The 21,869-nt window shown below is 68.9% G+C and carries 25 protein-coding genes; 13 read left to right on the top strand and 12 right to left on the bottom strand.

What is annotated here, in order from left to right; genetic code table 11:
* Positions 1-119: 119 nt before the first annotated feature.
* Positions 120-881 carry an abortive infection family protein gene (locus Aco03nite_RS38245; protein ID WP_203805272.1) on the top strand — a complete coding sequence of 254 codons (762 nt, stop codon included), beginning with the start codon at positions 120-122 and terminating at the stop codon, positions 879-881.
* Positions 882-1,181: 300 nt separating this feature from the next.
* Here the strand turns inward: Aco03nite_RS38245 and Aco03nite_RS38240 are convergent, their stop codons facing one another.
* Positions 1,182-1,886, bottom strand: a complete 705-nt coding sequence (locus Aco03nite_RS38240) for a hypothetical protein (RefSeq protein WP_203805270.1) — start codon at positions 1,884-1,886, stop codon at positions 1,182-1,184.
* Between the two features lie 230 nt (positions 1,887-2,116).
* Positions 2,117-3,175 carry a PDDEXK family nuclease gene (locus Aco03nite_RS38235; RefSeq protein WP_203805268.1) on the bottom strand — a complete coding sequence of 353 codons (1,059 nt, stop codon included), beginning with the start codon at positions 3,173-3,175 and terminating at the stop codon, positions 2,117-2,119.
* A 335-nt stretch (positions 3,176-3,510) separates the two neighbouring features.
* Here Aco03nite_RS38235 and Aco03nite_RS38230 point away from each other — a divergent pair, with 335 nt between their 5' ends.
* Both Aco03nite_RS38230 and Aco03nite_RS38225 read left to right on the top strand, forming a co-directional pair.
* Positions 3,511-3,912, top strand: a complete 402-nt coding sequence (locus Aco03nite_RS38230; protein WP_239145780.1) for a GNAT family N-acetyltransferase — start codon at positions 3,511-3,513, stop codon at positions 3,910-3,912.
* A 319-nt stretch (positions 3,913-4,231) separates the two neighbouring features.
* Positions 4,232-4,561: a hypothetical protein gene (locus Aco03nite_RS38225; protein ID WP_203805266.1), complete on the top strand. Its 330-nt coding sequence runs from the start codon at positions 4,232-4,234 to the stop codon at positions 4,559-4,561.
* Positions 4,562-4,654: 93 nt separating this feature from the next.
* On the opposite strand, the gene Aco03nite_RS38220 is transcribed toward Aco03nite_RS38225, so the two are convergent.
* Together Aco03nite_RS38220 and Aco03nite_RS38215 are read right to left on the bottom strand one after the other, a co-directional pair.
* Entirely contained in the window at positions 4,655-5,242 is a 588-nt protein-coding gene (locus Aco03nite_RS38220) for an HD domain-containing protein (protein ID WP_203805264.1), read from the bottom strand.
* 120 nt (positions 5,243-5,362) lie between these two features.
* The gene (locus Aco03nite_RS38215) at positions 5,363-6,646 is read right to left on the bottom strand and encodes a serine hydrolase domain-containing protein (RefSeq protein WP_203805262.1); all 1,284 of its coding nucleotides are present in this window, start codon (positions 6,644-6,646) and stop codon (positions 5,363-5,365) included.
* 55 nt (positions 6,647-6,701) lie between these two features.
* On the opposite strand from Aco03nite_RS38215, the gene Aco03nite_RS38210 reads away from it, so the two are divergent.
* A complete protein-coding gene (locus Aco03nite_RS38210; protein WP_203805260.1) occupies positions 6,702-7,637 on the top strand; it encodes a hypothetical protein in 936 nt (311 codons plus the stop codon).
* Between the two features lie 20 nt (positions 7,638-7,657).
* Here the strand turns inward: Aco03nite_RS38210 and Aco03nite_RS38205 are convergent, their stop codons facing one another.
* Positions 7,658-8,053, bottom strand: coding sequence for a DUF3592 domain-containing protein (locus tag Aco03nite_RS38205; protein WP_203805258.1), 396 nt, complete (start codon positions 8,051-8,053; stop codon positions 7,658-7,660).
* Positions 8,054-8,174: 121 nt separating this feature from the next.
* On the opposite strand from Aco03nite_RS38205, the gene Aco03nite_RS38200 reads away from it, so the two are divergent.
* The gene (locus Aco03nite_RS38200) at positions 8,175-9,761 is read left to right on the top strand and encodes a hypothetical protein (protein ID WP_203805256.1); all 1,587 of its coding nucleotides are present in this window, start codon (positions 8,175-8,177) and stop codon (positions 9,759-9,761) included.
* On the opposite strand, the gene Aco03nite_RS38195 is transcribed toward Aco03nite_RS38200, so the two are convergent.
* Both Aco03nite_RS38195 and Aco03nite_RS38190 read right to left on the bottom strand, forming a co-directional pair.
* Entirely contained in the window at positions 9,744-10,460 is a 717-nt protein-coding gene (locus tag Aco03nite_RS38195; RefSeq protein WP_203805254.1) for a hypothetical protein, read from the bottom strand. The genes Aco03nite_RS38200 and Aco03nite_RS38195 overlap by 18 nt on opposite strands.
* A gap of 118 nt (positions 10,461-10,578) precedes the next feature.
* Positions 10,579-11,277, bottom strand: a complete 699-nt coding sequence (locus Aco03nite_RS38190) for an SDR family NAD(P)-dependent oxidoreductase (RefSeq protein ID WP_203805252.1) — start codon at positions 11,275-11,277, stop codon at positions 10,579-10,581.
* Positions 11,278-11,404: 127 nt separating this feature from the next.
* Here Aco03nite_RS38190 and Aco03nite_RS38185 point away from each other — a divergent pair, with 127 nt between their 5' ends.
* Positions 11,405-11,944 (top strand): TetR/AcrR family transcriptional regulator, encoded by a 540-nt coding sequence (locus Aco03nite_RS38185; protein ID WP_203805250.1) that lies wholly within the window; start codon positions 11,405-11,407, stop codon positions 11,942-11,944.
* 28 nt (positions 11,945-11,972) lie between these two features.
* On the opposite strand, the gene Aco03nite_RS38180 is transcribed toward Aco03nite_RS38185, so the two are convergent.
* Positions 11,973-12,872 (bottom strand): LysR family transcriptional regulator, encoded by a 900-nt coding sequence (locus Aco03nite_RS38180; protein WP_203805248.1) that lies wholly within the window; start codon positions 12,870-12,872, stop codon positions 11,973-11,975.
* 132 nt (positions 12,873-13,004) lie between these two features.
* On the opposite strand from Aco03nite_RS38180, the gene Aco03nite_RS38175 reads away from it, so the two are divergent.
* Genes Aco03nite_RS38175 through Aco03nite_RS38170 form a run of 3 tightly spaced genes read left to right on the top strand, consistent with a single transcriptional unit; the run spans position 13,005 to position 14,603 of the window.
* Positions 13,005-13,772, top strand: coding sequence for an NAD-dependent epimerase/dehydratase family protein (locus Aco03nite_RS38175; RefSeq protein WP_239145779.1), 768 nt, complete (start codon positions 13,005-13,007; stop codon positions 13,770-13,772).
* Positions 13,769-13,945, top strand: coding sequence for a hypothetical protein (locus Aco03nite_RS53525; RefSeq protein ID WP_239145778.1), 177 nt, complete (start codon positions 13,769-13,771; stop codon positions 13,943-13,945). The genes Aco03nite_RS38175 and Aco03nite_RS53525 overlap by 4 nt, the downstream gene beginning before the upstream one ends.
* A gap of 34 nt (positions 13,946-13,979) precedes the next feature.
* The gene (locus tag Aco03nite_RS38170) at positions 13,980-14,603 is read left to right on the top strand and encodes an NADPH-dependent F420 reductase (protein WP_203805246.1); all 624 of its coding nucleotides are present in this window, start codon (positions 13,980-13,982) and stop codon (positions 14,601-14,603) included.
* Positions 14,604-14,606: 3 nt separating this feature from the next.
* Here Aco03nite_RS38170 and Aco03nite_RS38165 read toward each other — a convergent pair whose 3' ends face one another.
* Positions 14,607-15,512, bottom strand: coding sequence for an alpha/beta hydrolase family protein (locus Aco03nite_RS38165; RefSeq protein WP_203805244.1), 906 nt, complete (start codon positions 15,510-15,512; stop codon positions 14,607-14,609).
* A gap of 87 nt (positions 15,513-15,599) precedes the next feature.
* Between Aco03nite_RS38165 and Aco03nite_RS38160 the strand changes: the two genes are divergently transcribed.
* Positions 15,600-16,454 carry a helix-turn-helix transcriptional regulator gene (locus Aco03nite_RS38160; protein WP_203805242.1) on the top strand — a complete coding sequence of 285 codons (855 nt, stop codon included), beginning with the start codon at positions 15,600-15,602 and terminating at the stop codon, positions 16,452-16,454.
* Here Aco03nite_RS38160 and Aco03nite_RS54840 read toward each other — a convergent pair.
* Positions 16,435-16,767 (bottom strand): GNAT family N-acetyltransferase, encoded by a 333-nt coding sequence (locus Aco03nite_RS54840; RefSeq protein WP_373872667.1) that lies wholly within the window; start codon positions 16,765-16,767, stop codon positions 16,435-16,437. The two genes, Aco03nite_RS38160 and Aco03nite_RS54840, sit on opposite strands and share 20 nt — an antisense overlap.
* Here Aco03nite_RS54840 and Aco03nite_RS38155 point away from each other — a divergent pair.
* Together Aco03nite_RS38155 and Aco03nite_RS38150 are read left to right on the top strand one after the other, a co-directional pair.
* Positions 16,766-17,152 carry a nuclear transport factor 2 family protein gene (locus Aco03nite_RS38155; protein WP_203805240.1) on the top strand — a complete coding sequence of 129 codons (387 nt, stop codon included), beginning with the start codon at positions 16,766-16,768 and terminating at the stop codon, positions 17,150-17,152. The genes Aco03nite_RS54840 and Aco03nite_RS38155 overlap by 2 nt on opposite strands.
* A 12-nt stretch (positions 17,153-17,164) precedes the next feature.
* Positions 17,165-17,950: a helix-turn-helix domain-containing protein gene (locus Aco03nite_RS38150; RefSeq protein ID WP_203805238.1), complete on the top strand. Its 786-nt coding sequence runs from the start codon at positions 17,165-17,167 to the stop codon at positions 17,948-17,950.
* Here the strand turns inward: Aco03nite_RS38150 and Aco03nite_RS38145 are convergent, their stop codons facing one another.
* Positions 17,951-18,616: a response regulator gene (locus Aco03nite_RS38145; RefSeq protein ID WP_203805450.1), complete on the bottom strand. Its 666-nt coding sequence runs from the start codon at positions 18,614-18,616 to the stop codon at positions 17,951-17,953. It lies immediately after the preceding gene.
* Between the two features lie 5 nt (positions 18,617-18,621).
* Positions 18,622-19,785, bottom strand: coding sequence for a sensor histidine kinase (locus Aco03nite_RS38140; protein WP_239145788.1), 1,164 nt, complete (start codon positions 19,783-19,785; stop codon positions 18,622-18,624).
* An 89-nt stretch (positions 19,786-19,874) separates the two neighbouring features.
* Here Aco03nite_RS38140 and Aco03nite_RS38135 point away from each other — a divergent pair, with 89 nt between their 5' ends.
* Positions 19,875-21,866, top strand: a complete 1,992-nt coding sequence (locus tag Aco03nite_RS38135; protein ID WP_203805234.1) for an alpha/beta fold hydrolase — start codon at positions 19,875-19,877, stop codon at positions 21,864-21,866.
* Positions 21,867-21,869: the final 3 nt, after the last annotated feature.

Genomic DNA, 21,869 nt, shown 5'->3' with positions numbered 1-21,869 from the left:
CATCGCTCGGGGAGAACCTCACGACATGGGGCCGTCACCCGGCATCAAGACAGAGCCTCGCATTCTGGCCAGTTCGGCGGCACTTTCGGGATCTCAGCTCGGACTACAGCGTCCTACGGTTGATTTCAGCGATGTGGGAGGACCAGGGCTTCGTCTCGTCCGGGGACCCGAACGACGAGAGCGGCCAGCGACGCAGTCTCTGGCACGAGTTCGAGGACAACGTGGACTGGGCAGACCTTGATCACGTCAAGCGGGGGCTCCGAGTCTATGAGACCCTACTTGAGGAACTTGACGATGACGCTCTAGCAGTCACGCGTAGGTTCCTGACCCGGCACGACTTCGTTCTTGACGGGGACCGCCGATTGACCTTCACGCGGGACAACACGATCGCCACAGCATCCAGGGTGCCGCAGTCTCTTCACACGTTGCGTGAACCCGACATGATCCTTGACTCATTCGACCGTATCGACCGCGCGATCGGCACTGACCCCGCGCAAGCTATCGGGTCGGGCAAAGAACTGATCGAGGCAACCGCCAAGACCGTGCTCGACGAACTCGGGGTTGCCTTCGACGACAAGACGGTCAAGCTGCCCTGGCTCATCGACACCGCCCAGCGCAAGCTTGGCCTTCACCCGCAAGCCGTTGCGCCGGGACCAGACGGAAGCAATGCAACTAAACGTATTCTTGGCGGCCTTTCGGGCATCGCCATCGGTCTGGCCGAGCTCCGCAATGAGGGCTGGGGAACAGGGCACGCCGCGCGACGCCCAGGTCTGCACACAAGACATGCCCACATGGCAGTAGGTGCCGCCCGCACATGGTGCCAGGTCATCCTCGATACGCTCGCCGACCCGGCCGCTCCATGGCGATCGGCAAGTTCGTAAGTCCGTCTTGCGTGTTGGGTCGCCCGGCCAGCAAACCGCCAGGTGGATCGCATCAGTCGAGGTTGAGTTTGCCGGCGACATGGGTTCGCCCTGGCCGTGGTCTGTCTGGCCATTCCGAATGCCCCGCACTTGCCCGGTCCCCACCCACGCGAGGCGGCTCGGACGCCATCGCCCTACAGGGACACGGTCGTTTCGCTTGTGTATTAGGCATGGCTGAACAAGCGGTCGGGTCTGCTGCACCGATAGGTGATGGCCATCGACCGCGGTTATGGCTTGAGGACGGCGTATCGTTACGTTCGGCTAGCGCGGAATCTGCAGGATCTGCTGTTGGTCTGGATCCCAATACCACCGTTCAGCGGCTGTCCACAGGTGCGGCAGTTCCAGCATCTCAACCATCTGAGGATGGCCGAGCTGCCCAGGCTGTACCTGCATACCTGAATCATCAACGCAAATGGTCCTGGAAACCAGCGCGGTGGGTTGCCAGTTCGGATCGCCTACGAGGATCACCGGAACAGCGTCGGCAGGAAGCGGCAGAACGGGATTGGCTAGCGGCACTGGGATCCGCCACTCACGCTCGTGCAGCCAATCTGACCGGTTGACGCCTGTCTCAAACCGCACAGTCCAACCGCGTAGCTCCGCTGGCAGCATTTCGAGTTGCTCGGGGCGGGCATACCAAACCGGTCCACCGCCAAGGTCGTAAACAGTTTGCCGCCTTAGCAACAGACCCCATGGCGGCCACTGTCGAGTCGACAAGAGCCACCGCAGATGCTCCAGCGGGCTCTCCGACAGGCACACCATCGGCGAATCAGAGCCGAACGGCGCGAAGCCGCGAATCTGCCCTTCCCAAAGAATGCTGAACAGCCGCTGCCACGGCTGTTGATTGCGGATCGCAAGCGGCACTGTCGGTGTGACGGCCGCAGGGTTCGGCCGCCCGCAGAAGTGGACCAACCACTCGAACTGAGCCGGCCCCGCGGAGCCGAGCAAACCTGGGATTGGTGCGGTCACGGGAGTACTCCAGCTACAAAGGCAATATGTAAGGGCTTGGTCCGCATCGCGCGAAGCGGCTCTTGTGTCAGCTCAAAGGAACGCAACCATACCTGGACCTTCCACTTTCATGAAGCCATGCCGTCGTTGACTCCGGACAATGACGGGCCCTTCCGGAACCCGCATGCCAGCGGCCATCAACGTACCCAATTGCCGCGAGTCGCGTCATAGGCGCGGTGATGTTGAACCGCTCAGGCCTCGTCATGCTCCAGCGGCTCGTAGCTGAACTCGGCGTTCGGCGCTAGGGAGGTGAGCCGGTCGAGGACCGGTTCGGTGTTTGTGCCCCACATCTTCGAGACGACCCAGGTTCTTCCTTGATCATGCAGGGGCGCGTCGAGAAACCAGCGGCCGAGGCGTTTGGTGGAACCGGGGTATGTCGCCAGGAACGCCTTGGCTAGGTCTTCACCGTTCAGCACGCCCTCGACGGGTAGAAACCGTGAGCGTGGGATGGCGGTGGTGAGCTGTTGTGCGGTGATGCCTGCCTGGTGCAGGGCTGTCACCATGGTGAGCACGGCCCAGCGTTTGCGTAGAGGCCCGCTGCGGCCTGAAGGCGTGATGATCTCGTACTGAGTCCAGTCGCGGCCATCGCCGCTGGCCGCCCGGGCTTGGTTCTGCTTCCGGCGGATCTGCACGGTCAATTCACCGGCCTCAGGTAGCGGAATGATCTGTTGGACATCCAGCAGTAGTCGTTCGGCGACCTTGTACGGCGTGAGTTTTACGCAGCGGATGTCGAGGCCATACACGTCGGTCAGCCAGAGAACGGTAGTGGTGATCTCGCGGTCGAATCCGGCTGCCACAAGGACCAGGCGTACTTCCCGGCTCAGTACCGTGTCTTCGCCGCCAGCATCCTCGAGGAAGTCCGCCAGCCGACTACGAGCCTCGTCGACTGCTTCGGGTTCGACCTGGGCAAGGTAGTGCTCGTGATGTTCGACGAGGTCGTCAAATGTCATGACCGACACCATCGCGGCATACCGCAGCGCCTGTAGCTCCACATGGCCGCCATCGTTGGTGCGTTTGAGCTCGATGACGACCAGCCGGCCACCGCGGTCGACCCCTAGAAGGTCGATACGGCGCCGAGCATCGGTGAACGCCCCGAACTCTTCCGCCACGACCAGGACACCATCCACGATCATGTCGATCCGTGCGCGGAGCAGCCGCTGCAGGTCAGCCCGCTCCAACACCTGTTCTGCCGCGAAGGTCGTAGACGGTATGGGCTCCAGAACGTCGGAAGTCATCTCATACAGCGGCATCCACCCATCATGGCAGCCGAGAGAAACGCCTTGGACGAACGCCCGCACCAACTTCGCCAAGCGCGCGCTCGTGCCGAAAAGAGTGCGTCAATAGAATGCTTTTATCGAGGGTTTTCGGCTTATTGCTGGATCCTACGGCTCAAAAATTGTGCCCGAAACAGCCAATTGCGCTCGCTTCCGCTTAAGTAGACATTTCACCCTCAATTATGGCTCGAAGATGAGCAGTGGCACGGACACACTCCCTTGCCGCGATGAGGCACGTTGCACAGGCCCACGTCCGGCTCCCGCCAGGCTGCCCAACTGCGGCCGGCGATGATAGCGGTAGCGTTTCCTGCGTGGTGATTGAGTTGGTGCCCCGTTTCGCTGTTGACGACCGGCAGCTCAGCATGTTGCATGCCCACGCGTTCGACGGAGACCTCGCCAAGGTTCATCCGTGGGCGCAACGCCTGGAGGAACACGCGCTCACGTGGATCGGCGCGTTCGACGCTGGGCAGCTCGTCGGGTTCATTCAGGTCTGCTGGGACGGTGGTGCCCATGCTTTTCTCCTGGACACGGCGGTCGATCCGGATCGCCGGCATCAGGGTATCGGCACCAGGCTCGTCGAAGCTGCTGCTAACGATGCCCGCGCAGCTGGATGCGAATGGCTGCACGTCGACTTCGAACCACATCTCGAACATTTCTACCTGGGCATGTGCGGTTTTCGAGCCACCAATGCGGGCTTAATTCGGCTTAGGTAGGTCGCCCATGCAGGTTAGCGGTTTGGCCCTCGCGGCGAGGTTGTGTGCGGCGCGGTGGGCAGCGTCCTCTTCTGCCGCCGGCATTGCGCGGATGAGGTTTGCCGCTACCGCTGCCGCCATTATCGTCGGCATCACCGTAGTTGGCCTTGGGCGACGTGGTGAGCTGGCCTGTAGCGATGCCGGCCGATATAAACTGGACCAACTCCCGGGCGGGGGCGAATCCCGGACGGGATGGTTCATGGTGGTTGCCAGCCGTTGAGACGTGAGGAGCACAGTGACCGTGCCGGTGAAGGTTCACCGATGAGGCTTGCTCCGGAGCATGCTGGTCTGGCTGGCCGGCGACCTGTTCATCGGCTGGTGTGCGATCTTTCCGATCGCCGCCCTCGACACCCTCACCTACTACATCCGTGCGGCCAACGGCGACGACGTGGTCCGGCCGTACGGCCCGGTCGGAGCCCGATTCGCCGTGGCGGAGATCGCTGTTGTCGGCACAGCATTACTGATCGCCGCTGTGCTCCTCAACCGGCGCCAGTGGCATCGGCTCCGCGCTGCGTGCCTGCTGAATCCGATGCTGTTCATGGCGGTGACCGCCGCACTGCTGACCATGCCTTTCCTATGGTTCTGGTTCGGCACTGACCGGACCTTTTGACCTCCTCGCCCGACGGAAGAACCTCAGAGCCGACCTGACACTCACCAAGGGCGGCGCAGTGGTGAGCTGGTAGGTCTCGACCGTAGGGAGTTCTCAATAGGTCGTGGTGGCGTAGCTGTTCTGGAAGGCGAGCCTGTCGTCGGCGTGCTCTGCGATGTGGCTCAGCAGGTCGTCGAGGTTGAGGAAGGCCTGCCAGGGTTCCTGACCCGAAGCTGCGGCAAGCTGATCGACCACGAGTTGTTCGAGGTCGGGGACGCGCTTGCCTTTCCAGATCTTGTCGGCGAGGCTGACGATCAGATCCTCGGGAGTGACGGTCGCCGTCTGCCAGCTGGCATGGGTCGCGGCGAAGCGTGCCAGGGAAGGATCGGTGCCGGCGTCGAGAAGCAGCCGTTGCCCGGCCAGCTCGTGCCGGGAGCCCGGTCCGGACAGTTCCTCGGCATGCGCCGTTTTGCCGATGTCATGGGTGGCGGCGCCGAACAGAACAGCGTCACGATCGATCGTCAGGGCTGGGTAGTGATCGGCAAGCCACGCCGTGATTTGGGCGGCGACATCATGGACGGCACGTAGATGCGCTGCCAGCCGCGGTGGCGCGTTCACGGAGAGAAGAAGGTCGACAACCTCGGCGGGCAGTGGCCGCAGCGGCGGATTGCCGACCTCGGTCAGGGCACGGTGAAGCGTCAAAGGACGACGACCCTACGAACTCGACGGTGGTTTTCACTCACTGAGCGATCTTAGCTTTCCAGGTGGGGCATCGAACGCCGTCAGATGTCCGGGTCTACCAAACCAGGCGTCAGGACGCTGTCACAGGTATTTGGTGAGGGTGTTCGCTACCTCGGCGCGCATCGGGTCGGGGTTGGCCCAGCTCCAGTTCGGGTGGGCTCGGTTGGTCAGCAGGGCCAGCACCAGCTGGCGGCTCGGGTCCACCAGCAACGATGTGCCGGTGAAGCCGGTGTGGCCGAACGTCGTCGGGGACGACAGTTTGCCCATGAACCAGGGCTGGCGCAGCGTGACGCCCAGGCCGTGGTCGGACGGGCGGCCGGGACGGTCCGGGTCCACCGCGGGCAGCCCCTTGTTCTGGTTGGTCAGCATCTCCGCGACGATCGCCGCGGACAGCAGCCGCTTCCCGCCGTAGGTGCCGCCGTTGAGAAGCATCTGCCCGGTGACCGCCACGTCGCGGGCGGTGCCGAACAGCCCGGCGCTGCCGATGATCCCACCCATCTGCGCGGCGACGTCGTCGTGCACCACACCGCGCAGCAGACCCCGGGATGTGCGGGCGTCGGTGGCGGCGATCCGGGCCTTGTTCGTCACCCACTTCAGCGGCAGGAAACCGGTGCCGGTCAACCCCAGTGGGCCGGTCACCCCGGCTTTCAGGGCCGCGTCCAGGGACTTGCCGGTGACCTTCTCGGCCAACTGCGCGGCCACCATCAACCCGACGCTGGAGTACCGGTACTCCGTCCCGGGCGTCGCTGCCTTCACCAGCGGCGTGGCCAGGACACGGGCCCTTTTGGCGGCCAGCGACGGCAGCCCCTTGACGGTCGCGCCGACCGGCAGGCCGCTGGTGTGGGTGAGCAGCATTCGCACGGTGATCTTCGACTTCCCGGTGCCGGTGAACCCGGGTAGGTACCGCGCGACAGGCGCGTCCAGATCGACCACACCCTTGTCGACCTGCTGCAACAGCAGGATCGACGTGTACACCTTGGTCAGCGACGCCAGGTCGAAGATCGAGTCGGCGCGCATCGCCACCCGTTTGGCGGCGGGCAGCTGGACCGGTCCGGCGCCGTACCGCAGCGCGTGCCCCACCGTGACGGTCGCGGTCACCTTGTTGCCGACCATGACGACGGCTGTCGCCCCGGCGTACGTCGGATGTTTCGGGTTGGCCTTGGTGGGTTTCAGATATCTGGTGAGGACGGTTTTCAACGGCGCGGCGTACGGCACGGCAGGCGCGGCGGCGGTGACCGGTGTTCCCCCTCCGGTGCCCCCGGTGTCCCCGATGCCCTCGGCACGGCCCTCGGGACCCCGATCACATCCGGTCAGCAGTGCGGTGGCGGCGGTGATTCCGGCTCCGAGCACACCTCGGCGAGACATCGACACAGTCGTGCATCATGCCAGCCGCTCGCCCGCCCCGGATACCCTCGTTCGGGTGCGTCATCTGCGGCAGGTGCCCTGGTCCGAGCTCGATCCCGCGGGCCGGGAGTTCGACGCCGCCCGGATCCCGGCGCTGGTCCGTAGGCTGAGGCCGGCCGATGGCGACTGGTACGAGACGATGACCGACGCCCTGGTCGAGGCGCTGGGCCCGTGGGCGGTGGGGTGGGCGCAGACCGTCGAGGTCAAGAACCGGCGGGCCGTCTGGCGTGCCGACACGTCGCAGCGGAGCCCGGCCGCGGTCGCCGCGGATGTCGTGGCCTGGCACGAGTTGCTGGTCGAGATCGCCACCGACGCCCGGGGCCGGTTCGCGGACCTGCCCGCGCCCAAGGGCATCCTCGCTGCCGAGGGCCCGCCAGCATGGCGGACCCTCGATCGGTACCTGGTGTACACCACCGACAACGAGCTGACCTGGGCGGATTTCGATCCCACCGGTCGGCCGTTCGACGTCGATTCGCTGCCGCGGGTGGCGTACAACGCGCTCCTGCCGGGTGGTCCCGGGGTGTACGCCGGCCTGGCGAAGCACTACGGCCCGTGGGTGTCGTGGTGGAACACCCCGGGCGACGAGCCGTTCACCGTCGAGGGCATCACCGCCGGGGTGGTCCGCTGGCACGCGTGGCTGGTCGAGCTGGCCCGGCGGTTCGAGGAGTTCCAGCCACTGACCGAAGATGATCCGGACAACTGGGAGCGCGCCGCCCGCTACCTGATCATCGCGGCCGGTGACTACGAGGACTACGCCCTGGACTGGCATCACCGCGTGGACCGGGTGTTCCGCTGGCTGCTGGAGGTGTCCGAGGTCCCGGTGGGCCGGCACGACCTGCTGATCGATTTCACCCTGGACAGCAGACTCGAATACATGGGCAAACCCGACCCGGCCTATGTGGCCCGGTTGGCCGAGGATTTCGCCCTGTGCGTGACGGACCTGCCGTACTAAAAACCCCGTACTGAAAATGATCAGTCCTTCGTCCAGACGCCCGCCGCCAGACAGGCAAGGCCCACGATCAACGGCACACCGATTGTCAGTACGGTGTTCCGCACCGATCCCAGCGTGGCGGTGTCCGGGCGGCCCGGGAAATAGCGCACCGGCACCGTGGCGCCGACCGGATGGATCGGCTTGAACGCCTTCAACCCGACGGTGAACTCGTGCCGCACCCCGGCCCGGTCGGAGTACTCGACAACCGGCGCGAACAGCGACTTCCCGCGCGGATCCTGCTCGATGCGCACCACCGTCCCGGGTGTGAGCAGACCGTCGCGGTCCAGTCCCTGAAGCCGCCACCCCAGCTTCACGCCCGCCCAAACGAGATAGAACCCGACCATGAACCAGACAACGAAAGCCACGCCGGAGATCATCGCGCATCGATCACCGGGAAGGCCAGACGCGCGGGGCCGAACGTTTGATCACCACATCCGCCGAGTCGGCAGGCAGGTGTGCGGCCGTACACTGCGGCGTCTTCTCCGGGGAGGAACCGACATGCAGGATTCGACGGACGACGCCGCACTGGTCCTGGCGGAGGTGCTTCCCGGAGTCGCCGTCGTCTACGGCGACGTGCCCACGGAACTCGAACTGGATCTGATCGACTTCGGACTCGTGCCCGCGGCCGACCGTGACCGGCTCTCGACCGTGCTCGCCTCGATCGGCAACATCGCCACCGCGGCCGGCAACATCGGTAGTGCGCTGGCCGGCATGCAGGGCCTCTACCGGCTCAGCGACTCGTCGATGGCGCTGCTGCAGGCCGGCGGCACCCTGGCCGTCAAGGACGGTGCCAACCTCGGGACGATCATGGCCAACGGTCAGATCGTCGGCCAGGCCCGCCTGCTGCCGGTGGACGTGCTGAGCTTCGCCCAGTCGGCGGCGACGATCGGCCCGGCACTGGCCATGATCGGCTTGCAGATGCAGGTCAGCGAGGTCGCCGCCCTGACCCGGACGAACATCGCCATCACCGGCAACGTCCTGGCCACGGTTCGCGACGAGCACTGGGCCGAACTGACCGGGCTGGTCGACGGCATCGACCGGGCGATGGCGCAGGCCCGCGAGCTGAAGGCGGTGCCGGCCTCGCTGTGGGACAGCGTCGCGCCCAGCGAGGTGCTGCTGCGCAAACAGTGTGACCTGTACCAGCGCAGCGTCCGCGGCCACATCGGCAAGATCGACCAGCTCGGTGCGCGCGGCCGGCGGGACTACTTCGAGGCCAACGCCGAGGCGATCCTCGTCGACACCCACGCGCTGCTCTCCTCGGTCAAGGCGTGGACCGGGTACAAGGCGCTGCACGCCGCCCGGGCGCGGACGCTCGGCCCGGACGACCCGGCCGAGGTCGCGCTGGTCGACCTGATCGCCCGCGACACCCGCGCCGAACTGGACGCGGCGATGGCCGAGACCACCCGGATCGTCGACGCGCTGACCAGGGAACTGCGGGTGATCGTCGAGCTTCCCGGCCGGGCCGCGCTTCCCTTGCCGGGCAAACTCAAGGACGCCAAGGTGGTACGCGAGACAGCGGGCGCCCTGCTGGCGGCGATCGAGCCACTGGCCGACGTGCTGCACCCGCCGCGTCCTGTGCCGGTGGTCCCGGAGATCGCCTGCGTGCCACGGAAACTGCCCGCCGATCCGTACCTGAAGATCCTGCGCTGGTTCCTGGCCGACGGCGAGACGCTGCGTGCACTCGCGTTCCCCGCCGACCCGGACGGCCCGGACACCCTGTCCACGATCTTCAACGGGGCGAAGGGCCTGTTCGGGGCGGCCGAGGACAAGGCCGCGAACAAGCTGCTGGTGGCCGTCACCGACCGCCGGATCCTCATCGCCAAGGCGACCACGTTTCTCGAGGAGGGCGAGATCGGCCAGGACATCTCCACCGACCTGGTGCGGTACGTGCGGCGGACCGGCACCGGGACCATCGACGTGATCACCCGTGACGAGAACCTGCGGTGGACGTTCGACACCGACGTCGACCAGGCGCAGGTGGACGCGCTGGCCGCCGAACTGGCCGCGTCGATGACCCTGCCGGAGACCGAGCGTGAGCAGCTCGCCGGGCGGCGTGCGCTGCCGGCCTCAGCCGGGGCCGCCTGACGCCCGGACCGTGGTGCGGACCTCGGCGACCCGGGCGGCGGCCGCGGGGTCGCCGGTGGCCGTGAAGATGCCCTCCTGCCAGTCCAGGATGGCCAGGACATTTCGCTGTACGCCGGTGTCGACGATCGCGAACGGGGCCAGCTGCCCGACGATGCCGGTGAGCCAGGCCGCCGCGTCCACGGCGGCCGGCCACAACTCCTGCTCGGCGTGCCGCTGACCGAAATTGACCACCGCGGACAGCCAGTCCACGCCGAACGTCGGGAACTGGTGGCGCATGCTGACGTCGCCCTGCTGCGACGCCCAGGCGAACAGGGCGTGCGCCTCCAGCCCGACCAGTTGACCGGCGGCTTCGGCCAGGGTGGGCCGCCCGGCGGCGGTGTGCATGATGACGGCCACCATTCCGGCGCGTACCAGCAGATCCGCCTCGATCGGCGACAACTGCAACGGATCACCCGGCCCGAGCCCACCGACCACCTCGCGGATCGCGAAGTCGGCCGCCCCGGCGGTCAGATCGGTGTCACCGTCGATGAGCAGCTGCACCTGGGCCACGTGCGCCGCGACCCGGGCGACGGCGATCCGGGCGGGGGAGCGCAGCGGCCCCGAGGCGAGCGACAGGCACCCGAGCAGGGCCTGCTGCGCATCGGCGACGGCGGACAGGGGCCGCCCCGCCTCGGCGTGCACCCGGGCCCGGCGGGCCACGACGTCGGCGATGAGCTGCGCGGTCTCCCGGTCCAGACCGATTTTCCGGTACGCGGCCTCGGCCTCGTCCAGGGCTGCGGCGGCCGTGTCGAACTGCCGTGTCCCGCGCCCGTGGCCGTCAGGGGACGACGACCTCGAAGCCGCCGGCGCTCCGGTCGTGGAAGGCCCAGACCGCGTCGGCGATCACCGTGGACGAGACCCGGGGGTGCTCGTTGTCCGGATCCCATGCGGCGGCCGCCTCGGCCGCGGCGGACTGTTCGATCAGCGCGGTGACGAAGACCGCGGACACCACGACTCCGCGCTCGGCCACCTCCTGCCGCAGTGTGCCCAGGTAGTTGCGGGCCGCGGACATGGCCGGAGCGGGGCCGCTCATGCCGGCCGGCGCTTCGATCGCCTGGCCGCCGTTGATGTAGACGATCTGGCCGGCGCCGCGTTCGAGCATGGCCGGCAGCACCAGCCGGGTCGCCTCGATCAGGGGGTAGAGGAACAGGTCGGCGAAGTCGCGGGTGACCTCGGCCGTCAGTTCGGTCGCCGGGATGGCCCAGTGCTCGGCCGACGGGGCGAAGACGAGGGTGTCGATGGGGCCGAATTGTGCCACCACGGAGTCCACGACACCGGCCAGCGCCGGCAGGTCAGTCAGATCGTGTGCGAAACCGGCCGCGGTGACTCCGGACGCCTGGAGGCCGGCGACGAGGTCGTCGAGCTTGTCCTTGCGCCGGGCCACCAGCGCGACCTGATAGCCCTCACCCGCGAGACGCCGGGCGACGGCGAGGCCGCTGCCCGGTCCGGCGCCGAGGATCAGAACGGTCTTGGCCATGGGGAACTCCCTCTTTGACGGTGCCGTCAAGTTCTGACGGTGCCGTCAACTTAGCACGCGTAGCATGAGCGTCAACAACGACCGACAGTCAGTTCCCGGAGGCCGAACAGTGCGCGTGGACGCCCGCATGACCACCCAGGTGATCCGGGAGGCCGCTCAGGTCGAGTTCTCGGCCCGGGGCCTGGACGCGCCGCTGGAAGCGATCGCACTGGCCGCCGGAGTCAGCAAAGGCACCATCTACAACCGCTTCGGCGGCCGGCAGGGCCTGGTCGACGCCGTGGTGGAGGACCTGGTCCGGGTCAAGATCGAGCAGATCGTCGCCGCGGCCCGCGCGGTCACCGACCCCGGCGAGAGACTGGCCGCCTTCCTCCGGGAGACCTGGCGCCTGCAGTTCAGCGACCCGGTCGCCAACGACGTCCTCACCCGCGACCACTCGACCTCGGCGGTCATCGCCGCCCTGTGCGCGCTCTGCAGCACCGCGGGCAACGAGTTCCTCGCCCAGGCCCGCCAGGAACGAGCCGTGAACCCCGCCGTGTCCGAGAACGACCTGTGGATGCTGATCCGGGCCAACGGAGCGGTGGTCCGCGCCGAGGGCGTCGCCGACCGGGACGAACACGAGCGCCTCTGCGGCCTCCTGCTGACCGGCCTCTTCACCGATCCCCGATAGGCCGGCGACTCATGGCGAGCCGGATCCCTCAACCGTTCGGGACGGCGGTGTCGCCTCCGAGTTGCCACATCTCGTAGTTTCCGCATTCGGCGGTGATCTCGGCCGTGGCCACGGCCGCGGCGACGAAGTCGTCCACCAGGGGCGAGGAGCGTGATGCCGGGATCGCGAGGCAGACCTCGTCGGCGGCCAGATCCGGGACGGGCACGAAGCTGACGTCCGGGCGTGAGTAGAAGACGGTCGCCGAACGGGCCAGGAACGAGATGCCGCGCCCGGCTGCGACATGTTCGAGGGTCTCGTCCACCCCGCGTACCAGAAATCCGGCATCGGGGTGGGGTCGCATGCCCGGGCCGGGGTTCCCGACCAGCGGCTCACCAGCCAGGTCGGCCTTGGTGATCTGTTCCTTGCCGGCCAGCCGGTGCCCGATGGGCAGCACCGCCACCCGCGGCTCGCGGTAGAGCGGGGTGACACGCAGGCCGGTCCCGTCGATCGGCAGCCGCACGTAGGCCACGTCGATGCGCCCGTCGAGCAGCATCGCGGCCTGCTCGTCCCCCTCGATCCGCTGCATGTCGACCACCACGTCCGGATGCCGGACCGCGAAGTTCCGCGCCGCCGGGGTGACCGCGACACCCGCCCGGAACCCGACCGTCAGCCGCCGGGTGCCGAGGGCGGCGGAGGCCACCCGGCGCCGGACCGCCTGCGCGGAGGCCAGCAACGGACCGGCATCGTCCAGCAACTGCCGGCCCGCCTCGGTCAGCATCACGCCGTGGTTGTCCCTGAGGAACAGGGTGGCGTCCAGGTCCTGTTCGAGCGCGCGGATCTGACGGCTGAGCGCCGGCTGCGCGATGTGCAGCGCATCAGCGGCACGACCGAAATGCAGCCGCTCCGCCACCGCGACGAAGTAGCGCACCTTGCGCAGATCGAGGTCCACAGCGCCTCCCGATTCGGTGATGCCTTCAGGGTATCGCCAGCGCCGAAATAGGTCTTGGACGCCGATTCCGGACAGTGGCACTGTCGGCTCAGGCACCGATCAACAGTCTCCACTGAACGGGAGAGCCACACCATGCGCGTTTTTGTCACCGGCGGAACCGGCCATTCCGGTTCGTACATCGTCCCCGAACTCATCGCCGCCGGTCACGAGGTCACCGGGCTGGCCCGCTCGGACCAGGCTGCGGCCGCGCTGTCCGCGATCGGCGCGAAAGTGCACCGCGGCGACCTGACGGATCTCCCCGGCCTCACCGCGGCAGCCTCGCAGTTCGACGGTGTCGTCCACGTCGCCCACCGGCAGGACCTGCTCTTCTCCGGCGGCATCGACGCCGTGGCCGCCGCCGAGGTACCCATCGTGCTCGCGTACGGCGAGCCCCTCGCCGGAACCGGGAAACCACTGGTCGTAGCCGGCAGCATCGGCTCACCCGGGCAGGAGACCCTGGGTCGCCCGGCCACCGAGCAGGACCCGGCCCTTGAGGTCCGCGACGAGCACCGCGGCACCCTGCACGCCCGCAACATCGTCGAGACCACCGCGATCGGACTCGCCGAACGCGGAGTGCGGTCCTCGGTCGTCCGCATCGCGAACATCGCGCACAGCACCACCGACCGGGCCGGGTTCCTGCCCACCCTGATCGCGCTCGCCAAGGAGAAGGGCTTCGCCGGCTACCCCGGGGACGGCGCCAACCTGTGGAACGCGGTGCACATCCGGGACGCCGCGTCCCTGTTCCGTCTGGCGCTGGAGAAGGGACCGGCCGGCCGGTACTGGCACGCGGTGAACGACGAGGGCATCACGTTCCGCGAGATCAGCGAAGCGATCGGCGCGCGTCTGGGCTGCCCGCGGTGAGCGTGCCCCGCGACGAACTGGTGCTGCCGGGACACTTCGGTTTCCTCGCCAACATCGTCACGCGCAGCTATCCGGCGTCCAGCCTCATCACCCGCGAGACCCTCGGCTGGCAGCCGTCCCAGCCCCGGCTGCTCGCCGACCTGGACAACGGCAACTACTTCCCGGCCGCCTGATCAGTCGAAAAGAAGCAGGAAGAGGACACCGATCATGACCACCATCACCCTTATCGGCACCGGCAACATGGCTCGCGCGATCGGCACGCTCGCGGTGGCGGGCGGCAACACCGTCGAGGTCATGGGCCGCGACCGCGCCAAAGCCGAGAGCCTGGCCAGGACTCTCGGCGGTGGTACGACGACAGGCCGCTGGGGTGCCGCCCCCGCCGGCGACATCGTCATCACCGCCCTGCTGTACGCCGGTGTCGTTCCGGTCGTCGCCGAGTTCGGGGACGCCCTCGCCGGCAGGATCATCGTCGACATCAGCAACCCGTTCGACGCCACGTTCGACGGTCTCGCCCATGATGGACAGACGTCGATCGCCCAGGAGGCCCAGAAGGTGGCTCCGGCCGGTGCCAGTGTATTGAAGGCCTTCAACACGATCTTCCGGACGGTCCTGGAGAACGGCCGGCCCGACGTCTTCTTCGCCGGCGACGACGCACGGGCCAAGGCGACCTTCGCGGCGTTCGTGGAGAGTCTCGGCCTGCGCCCGCTGGACACCGGTGGCCTCGCGATGGCGCACTGGCTGGAAGGCATGGGCGTCGTCACCGTAGGCCTGGCCGGCAACGGGATCGGCCACGGCGACTTCGCCCTCGGCGTCGACGAATTCAAGAACTGACGACTACCGCATGTGACGGTCGAACCAGTCGAGCATCCGGGCCGGCTCCTTCGCGAAGTGCAGGTAGCCGTCGAAGCGCCGGGTGGTGCCCTCGATCCAGAACAGGTCCTTGTCGGCGATCGGGATGTTGTCGTACATGGACCGTACGTCGTCCGTACGCGTAAGAATGTCGTCCTTGACCTGGTAGAGCAGGGTCGGGACGGTGACCGAGCGGGCCGCCTCGACCGGGGAGCCGTCGTCCAGGCGCAGGCCGGTGCGCCGGCGGATCAGCTCCCCGAGTTCCTCGATGTGGTCGGCGGCGGTCAACCCGAGCAGCTCCAGCGACCGCTCCAGCACCACCCGCGGTGACAGCGGCTGCGGCGCCACCAGGCAGCGCACATCGGTGAACGCCACCGGCTCCTGGGCCATCGCGGCCATCGTGGCGTTGGCGCCCATGCACCGGCTGAACAGGCCGATCGCCGCACCGGGCAGCTCGGACCGGGCCCACCGCAGCGACCCGAGAACGTCCCGGGCGATGAAGCGGGCCGAGGTCACGCCACCGTGCGCGGCACCGCTGTGACCGAAGTTGCGCATGTCGTAGGCGAGCACGTGATAACCCGCGTCGTGCAGAATCCGGTAGTCGGGGATGAAGTCGACCTCGATGCCGTTGCCGGTGGCGGACCACCGCGAGTGCCACGGTTCGAGGTGTGACGGCAGCCCGGCCCGGGTGAACCCGAGCGGATGGTTGGCGATGACGACACGGTCCGCGCCGGGCGCGGGGATGAACCAGCCCTCCAACGGCACACCGTCCGTGGCCGGGAAGGTGACGTCGTGGTAGGTGAGCCCGGCCTCGTCCGGGGTGTGCAGGATCGGGGAGCGCTCGTGCAGGTCGCCGAAGACGGCGGCCATCTGCTGCAGGATGTCTTCCATGCCGGCAACCATCGGGCCGGCCGGCGTGACCCCGGTAGGAGTGCCGCTCCTACCCGGCGGCCCAGCGGGCGCTCGTAGCATGGCCGGGTGAACGCTCTCGGGGACTTCCTGCGCGCCCGGCGGGCCGCGACCCGGCCCGGTGACGTCGGGATGCCGTCGGGCGGGGTGCGGCGGGTGCCGGGGCTGCGCCGCGACGAGGTCGCGGTTCTCGCGGGGATGAGCACCGATTATTACGTACGCCTGGAGCAGGGTCGCGAACGTAACCCGTCACCGGAGGTGCTGACCGCGCTCGGCCGGGCGTTCCGCCTCGACGGCGACGCCCTGGCCCACCTGCGACGGCTGGCCGCCACCCGGCACCCGCCCCGCGACACGGACCACGTCTCGGCCGGCACCCGCCGGTTGCTGGACCTGTGGCGCGACACTCCGGCGCTGGTGCAGAACCGGTGCGCGGACGTGCTGGCGTACAACCGCCTCGCCGGCGCGATCCACCCGAGTCTGGCCCGGGACCGTAACCTGCTGCGCTCGTTCTTCCTCGACCCGGCGGAACGTGCCCTGTTCCCGCGGTGGGAGGAGTCGGCCCGGATCGCGGTGGCGTGGCTGCGCGCCGAAGCCGACCCGGACAGTGCCCGGCTCACCACGCTGGTGGGCGAGCTGGCGCTGAAGAGTCCCGACTTTGCCCGGCTGTGGGCGCACCACGACGTGCGGGTCAAGGCGACCGGGCAGAAGACCTTCCGTCATCCGGTCGTCGGGGACTTCGCAGTCGACTACGAGACGTTCCGCCTCGAGGACGGCACCGGCCACACCCTGACGGTCTACCACGCCGCACCGGGCAGCCCCGACGCCGACGCCCTGGCCCTGCTGTCTATGCATGGTCCGGAAGTCGTCGCCGAGCAGGGTCCGCAACCGGCCCAGGGCTCGGGCGTCACGCATCTTCACCGCTGACACCGGCAGGTTCAAAATCGTGAATCCAGTGGTTGGTCGCGAACACGCTCCCGGCGAAGGCCGTCTCCTCCGCACCGGCGAACGTGAACCCGGCAGATCGGCAGATGGCGTTCGATGCCGTGTTCGTCCGGCTGGGGAAGGCGTGGACGGTACACCAGCGTCCGTCGGACCGGGCCAGGTCGAGAAGTGTGCGAACCGCTTCGCGGGCGATGCCCCGGCGTGGTGTTCGCCCTGTGCCTGATTCTGCGCCGGCGTGGGGGGTACAGGTTGGCCCCGGCCGGTGTGCGGGAACCTGACTAGCGTTTTCGTCCATGAGTAACTCTGTGGTGGAGCGCCTGATCAGCGCGTTGAACGGGCACGATCTCGACGGGGTGGCGGCCTGTTTCGGGGCGGATTTCTCGGGGGAGTGGCCGGCGCATCCGGGACGGGATTTCGTCGGGCCGGAGCAGGTGCGGCGTAACTGGGAAATGATTTTCAAGATGTCGCCGGAGATCACCGTGGCGATGACGCACGCGGTCGAGGTGGGCGACGACGTGTGGGGTGAGTGGCACTACACCAAGGCGGCCGGGCAGGACCTCAAGGGCGTCATTGTCATCACGGTGCGTGACGGGTTGATTCGCCGGTCGCGGTTCTACATGGAGCCGATCGACGCCGCGGACGCCGCGGTGCCGGGTGGGCCGCGGCTCGCGCGGGACTGACATGATGGGGCCGTGCGGCGGGACGACGACTTCGGGACCACGCTGCGGACCTTGCGGCACCGGCTCACTCCCGGTGAGGCGGGGGTCCGGGCGTCACTTCCCGCCGTACGGCGGGTGCCAGGCCTGCGCCGTGACGAGCCGGCCGGTATAGCGGGTGTCTCCGAGGAGTACCTGAAACGCCTGGAGCAGGGCCGGCGGCGTCCGTCACCGGATGTGGTCGACGCGCTCGCCCGGGCCCTGCGGCTGACCGTCGCGGAGCATGACCGGCTGCGGATGCTGGCCGGGTTCGCCGCCGCGCCGGAGCCGGCCGGGCTGGTGCACCGGGAGGTCACCGGGCCGGCCCGGCGGATGCTGGACCGGCTGACCGAGGTCGCGGTCTGTGTCTGCGACGCGACGTGGACGGTCCTGGCGGCGAACGCGCTCTGGCACACCGATGTCTGCACGGTGCCGGAGTCCGGGCGCGGCCGTAACGTGGTGTGGCGGGCGTTCACCGAGACCGGCCCGTCGGTGTTCGAGGCCCCCGAGCGGTTGGACGGGTTCCGGGCCACCGTGGTCGCCGAGTTGCGGGCGGCCGCACACCGCTACCCGGCCGACACCGAACTGTCGTCGATGATCGGCGACCTGCGGGCCCGCAGCCCGGAGTTCGCGCTGCTCTGGGATGCGCCGCCGTCGCGGACCGGTCCCGCCGACCGGCTGCGGGTGCCCAGCCCGGAGCACGGCGACCTCTATCTGGACCTCGACGTCCTGACGTTGAACCCGGGTGACCTGCGGGTGGTGGTCTACACCGCCCGGGCGTGATCACCGGTCCAGGGTGGCGTTGGTCGCGAAGCCGGAGATGTGGGCGTAGGCGACCGCGTGGGTGCGGTCGCGGAGGCCGAGTTTGCGCAGGATGCTGGACACGTGGGTCTTGATGGTCTGCTCGCCGACGTGCAGTCGCCGGGCGATCTCCGGGTTGCTCAGCGCCCCGGACAGCAGGTGGAGCACTTCGCGTTCGCGGGCGGTGAGCCGGGCGATGTCGGCCGGTGTTTCGACCGGGGTGAGCGCGTCGGCGAAGCGGGTGAGGTTGCGGCGGACGACGGACGGGTCGATCAGGACGTCACCGCGGGCGGCGATCCGGACGGCGGCGATCAGTTCCTCCGGCGGCATGGACTTGAGCAGGAAACCGCGGGCGCCGGCGGTCACCGCTTCCCGCACGTAGTCGTCGGTGTCGAAGGTGGTGAGCACGACGATCCGGGTCCGGTTGCCGGGCATGGCGAGGATCGCCCGCGCGGCGGCGAGCCCGTTGCGGCGTGGCATGCGGACGTCGAGGACCGCGACGTCGGGGCGTAGCCGCACGGTCTGTTCCACGGCCTGGTCGCCGTCGGCGGTCTCGGCCACGCAGGCGATGTCGTCCTGGGTGTCCAGGACCGCTCGCAGTCCGGAGCGGAACGGCGCGTGGTCGTCGGCGAGCAACACGGTGATCAGGGTGATCACGACCTTTCCCAGTCGAAGGTGACAGCGGTGCTCCAGGTGCGGCTGCCGGGGACCGGGCCGCTGCGGGCGCGGCCACCGAAGGCCGCGGCACGGTTGGTGATCCCGTCCAGGCCGCGGCTGGTGCGGCTGGTGCGGGTCGGTTCGTCGTACGGGTTGCGGGTCTCCACCTCGATGACCCCGTCGCCGTGCCGTACCGCGACGTCGACCGGTCCGCCGTCGCCGTGGCGCAGCGCGTTGGTCAGCATCTCCTGGACGATCCGGTAGAGGGCGGCGTCCAGCGGTTCGGGCAGCCGGGCCGGGATGCCGGTCACCTGCAGCCGTACTTCGATGTCCGCGGCGCGCATCCCGTCCAGCAGGGTGTCGATCCGGGCCAGCCCGGGGCGTTCCCCCGCTGCTGGTGACTGGCCGTGCAGCACGTCCAGCATGTGCCGCAGGTCCCCGAGCGCCGAGCGGCTGCTGTCCTCGACCGAGCGCAGCGATGCGATGGCGGCCTGGTCGGAGGTGGTGCCGGTGAGGCGGAGCCGGGCCGCCCCGGCGTGCACGCTGATCGCGCTGACGTGGTGGGTGATGACGTCGTGCAGGTCGTGGGCGATCGCGGCGCGGTCCTCGGCGACGGCCCGGTCGATCGCCTCGCGGGCGTCGCGGTCCGCCTCGTCGGCCTGTCGCTGCAGTTCGTCCAGGTAGCTGCGCCAGGCGGTGGTGTAGCGGCCGACCAGCCAGGTCACGAAGCCGAACTTCACCGAGGAGACGACCACCGTCCAGTCGAACGGGAAACCGCGGGCGTGGTGGGAGACGATCAGGCCACCGACGATCGTGACCAGAGCCACCGCGGCCGGCCGGCCGTGCAGCCAGGCGCCCGCCCGGTACGACGCGACCAGCAGGCCCGCCTCGTTGAGGCTGAGCGTCATGTCACCGTGCAGCAGCGCGGCGCCGCCCGCGTTGACCGCGACGGCGGCGATCAGGACCGCGAGTGACCACCGGGTCGGCGCGGCCACCGCGGCGTCGGCGGCGACGATCGCGGCCAGCACCACCCACGCCACCACGCTCGCCGGGCGGCCGTCGCCCAGGTAGACGAGGACGTCGGTGACCGCGCAGACAGCCGCGATCAGCAACGACAGGCGGGTGAGGCGCCGGTGTACCTCGGCGGCGGGAGTGCTCATCACCTCGCGATCATGGTCGATCGGTGGTGCGGCCGCATCCCGCCCGTGGGGGAGGTTCCGGGCCCCGGGTCTCACTAGCGTTGCCCGGCATGACGACGTCGAAGGTCATTGCCGCTGCCGTCAGCGGCCTGGTTCTGCTGGGGCTGGGCGGGCTGACCGTGTGGCCGGAGCGGACCCTCGAGGTTCCCGCGGGCGCCGCCGCGGGCTCTCTCGACATGCGGCCGTGCGAGTACGACACCGAGGCCGGGACGGTGCCGGCCGAGTGCGGGACGCTCGTCGTGCCGGAGACCCGCGGCGATCCCGGTTCCGAGCTGATCGCGCTGCCCGTCGTGCGGATCCCGGCGACCGGGACGGTTTCCGGCGAGCCGATCTTCCGGCTGGGCGGCGGCCCCGGCAACACCAACATGCTGTTTCCGCAGGCGAGCCGTCTCACCGACGGCCACGACGTGGTGCTGGTCGGCTACCGCGGTGTCGACGGGTCGCGGCGCCTGGACTGTGCCGAGGTCGCCGGCGCCATGAAGAGCTCGGACGACCTGATCGGCGACGAGGCGAAACGCCGGACCAGGCTGGCGTTCCAGGCGTGCGCGCAGCGGCTGACCAAGGACGGCGTGGATCTGAACGCCTACTCGATCGTCCAGCAGATCGAGGACCTGGAAGCGGCCCGGACGGCCCTGGGCTACCAGCGGATCAACCTGCTCAGCTCCAGTGCCGGCACCCGCACGGCGATGATCTACTCCTGGCGGCACCCGTCCTCGTTGGCGCGTTCGGCGATGGTGTCGGTGAACCCGCCCGGCCACTTCGTCTGGAACCCCACGATCACCGACACCCAGATCGCGCGGTACGCCGAACTCTGCGCCGCCGACAGCCGGTGCTCCGGTCGTACCGAAAATTTGGTGGCCTCGATGCGTGCCGCCGTGACCGAACCGCCGTCCCGGTGGGGGTTGCTGAACATCAAGGAGGGCAACGTCCGTGCCACCGCGATGTACGGCATGCACCACAACGGTCCCGATGCCGCGCCGCAGACCGCGCCGACCGTCATCGACGCGTTCCTGAGCGCCGCGGACGGTGACCCGAGCGCCTTCTGGGCGATGTCCGCGCTGAGCGACTTGATCCTGCCGGACTCCATCGTGTGGGGTCAGTTCGCGTCGTTCGCCATGATCGACGCACCGGCGGCCGAGGCCTACTACGCGGCGGGCGGCGACCCCGGATCGGTTCTGGCCAACGGCGGCGCCGACTTCCTCTGGGGCGGCCCCGACGGTTATGCCACGGTGTGGCCGGACAGCCCGGACAACACCGCCTACCGCACGCTGCGACCGAGCGACACCGAAACCCTTCTGGTCAGCGGTACGGTCGACTTCTCCACCCCCGCCGAACTGGCCACCCGGGAGCTACTGCCGACACTCGCGCGCGGTAAGCAGGTGATCCTGCCGGAACTGGGCCACACCGGTGACTTCTGGGAGCACCGCCCCGACGCCGGCCGGCACCTGCTGACCACGTTCTACGACACCGGCACGGTGGACGACTCGCGCTTCGGCACCCGGGCTGTCGATTTCACCCCCACGCCGATGAGCATGTCGACGATCGCGGGCATCCTGGCCGGTGTCACCGCGGCCGGCACCCTGATCGCGGTGGCCCTGCTGCTGGTCCTGGCCGCGCGAGTGCGGCGGAACGGGGCGATCGGATCCCGGGCGAGTGTCTGGGTGCGTGTCCTGGCGCCGATCCCGCTCGGTCTCGGCGGGCTGTGCGCGGCGGCGCTGCTGGTGTGGACCGCCCTCCCGCGGACCCCGCTGGTCAACGCCACCGTCGTGGTACCGGCACTGGCGTCGAGCATCGGCATCGGCGTCTATCTCGCCTGGACCGACCGCAACCGCGAGGTGCGGACCCGGCGTCTCGGACTGACGGCGGCGGTCGGCGGCGCGGCAGCCGGCGCCCTGCTCGGCTTCTCCGCGCTGCCCAGCTTCCCGGGAGTCGCGACGGCGCTGCTCGGAGCGGCCGCCGGGGCGAACGCGGGACTGCTGTTGCTCGACCTCGGCCTGACCCGCCGGGCCGGTGTGAAGGAGCCGCTCGCCATCGGCGGATGATCC

Source organism: Actinoplanes couchii (assembly GCF_016862075.1).
Taxonomy (GTDB): Bacteria; Actinomycetota; Actinomycetes; order Mycobacteriales; family Micromonosporaceae; genus Actinoplanes; species Actinoplanes couchii.
This window is presented reverse-complemented; position numbering and strand designations above follow the sequence as displayed.

Bases quoted from the DNA above. Each gene is read 5' to 3' on its own strand.
- Aco03nite_RS38235 (WP_203805268.1), bottom strand. From the start codon at position 3,175: ATGCCGCTGTATGAGATGACTTCCGACGTTCTGGAGCCCATACCGTCT.
- Aco03nite_RS38225 (WP_203805266.1), top strand. From the start codon at position 4,232: ATGCTGGTCTGGCTGGCCGGCGACCTGTTCATCGGCTGGTGTGCGATC.
- Aco03nite_RS38215 (WP_203805262.1), bottom strand. From the start codon at position 6,646: ATGTCTCGCCGAGGTGTGCTCGGAGCCGGAATCACCGCCGCCACCGCA.
- Aco03nite_RS38205 (WP_203805258.1), bottom strand. From the start codon at position 8,053: ATGATCTCCGGCGTGGCTTTCGTTGTCTGGTTCATGGTCGGGTTCTAT.
- Aco03nite_RS38200 (WP_203805256.1), top strand. From the start codon at position 8,175: ATGCAGGATTCGACGGACGACGCCGCACTGGTCCTGGCGGAGGTGCTT.
- Aco03nite_RS38190 (WP_203805252.1), bottom strand. From the start codon at position 11,277: ATGGCCAAGACCGTTCTGATCCTCGGCGCCGGACCGGGCAGCGGCCTC.
- Aco03nite_RS38185 (WP_203805250.1), top strand. From the start codon at position 11,405: ATGACCACCCAGGTGATCCGGGAGGCCGCTCAGGTCGAGTTCTCGGCC.
- Aco03nite_RS38175 (WP_239145779.1), top strand. From the start codon at position 13,005: ATGCGCGTTTTTGTCACCGGCGGAACCGGCCATTCCGGTTCGTACATC.
- Aco03nite_RS38170 (WP_203805246.1), top strand. From the start codon at position 13,980: ATGACCACCATCACCCTTATCGGCACCGGCAACATGGCTCGCGCGATC.
- Aco03nite_RS38165 (WP_203805244.1), bottom strand. From the start codon at position 15,512: ATGGAAGACATCCTGCAGCAGATGGCCGCCGTCTTCGGCGACCTGCAC.
- Aco03nite_RS38155 (WP_203805240.1), top strand. From the start codon at position 16,766: ATGAGTAACTCTGTGGTGGAGCGCCTGATCAGCGCGTTGAACGGGCAC.
- Aco03nite_RS54840 (WP_373872667.1), bottom strand. From the start codon at position 16,767: ATGGACGAAAACGCTAGTCAGGTTCCCGCACACCGGCCGGGGCCAACC.
- Aco03nite_RS38140 (WP_239145788.1), bottom strand. From the start codon at position 19,785: ATGAGCACTCCCGCCGCCGAGGTACACCGGCGCCTCACCCGCCTGTCG.
- Aco03nite_RS38135 (WP_203805234.1), top strand. From the start codon at position 19,875: ATGACGACGTCGAAGGTCATTGCCGCTGCCGTCAGCGGCCTGGTTCTG.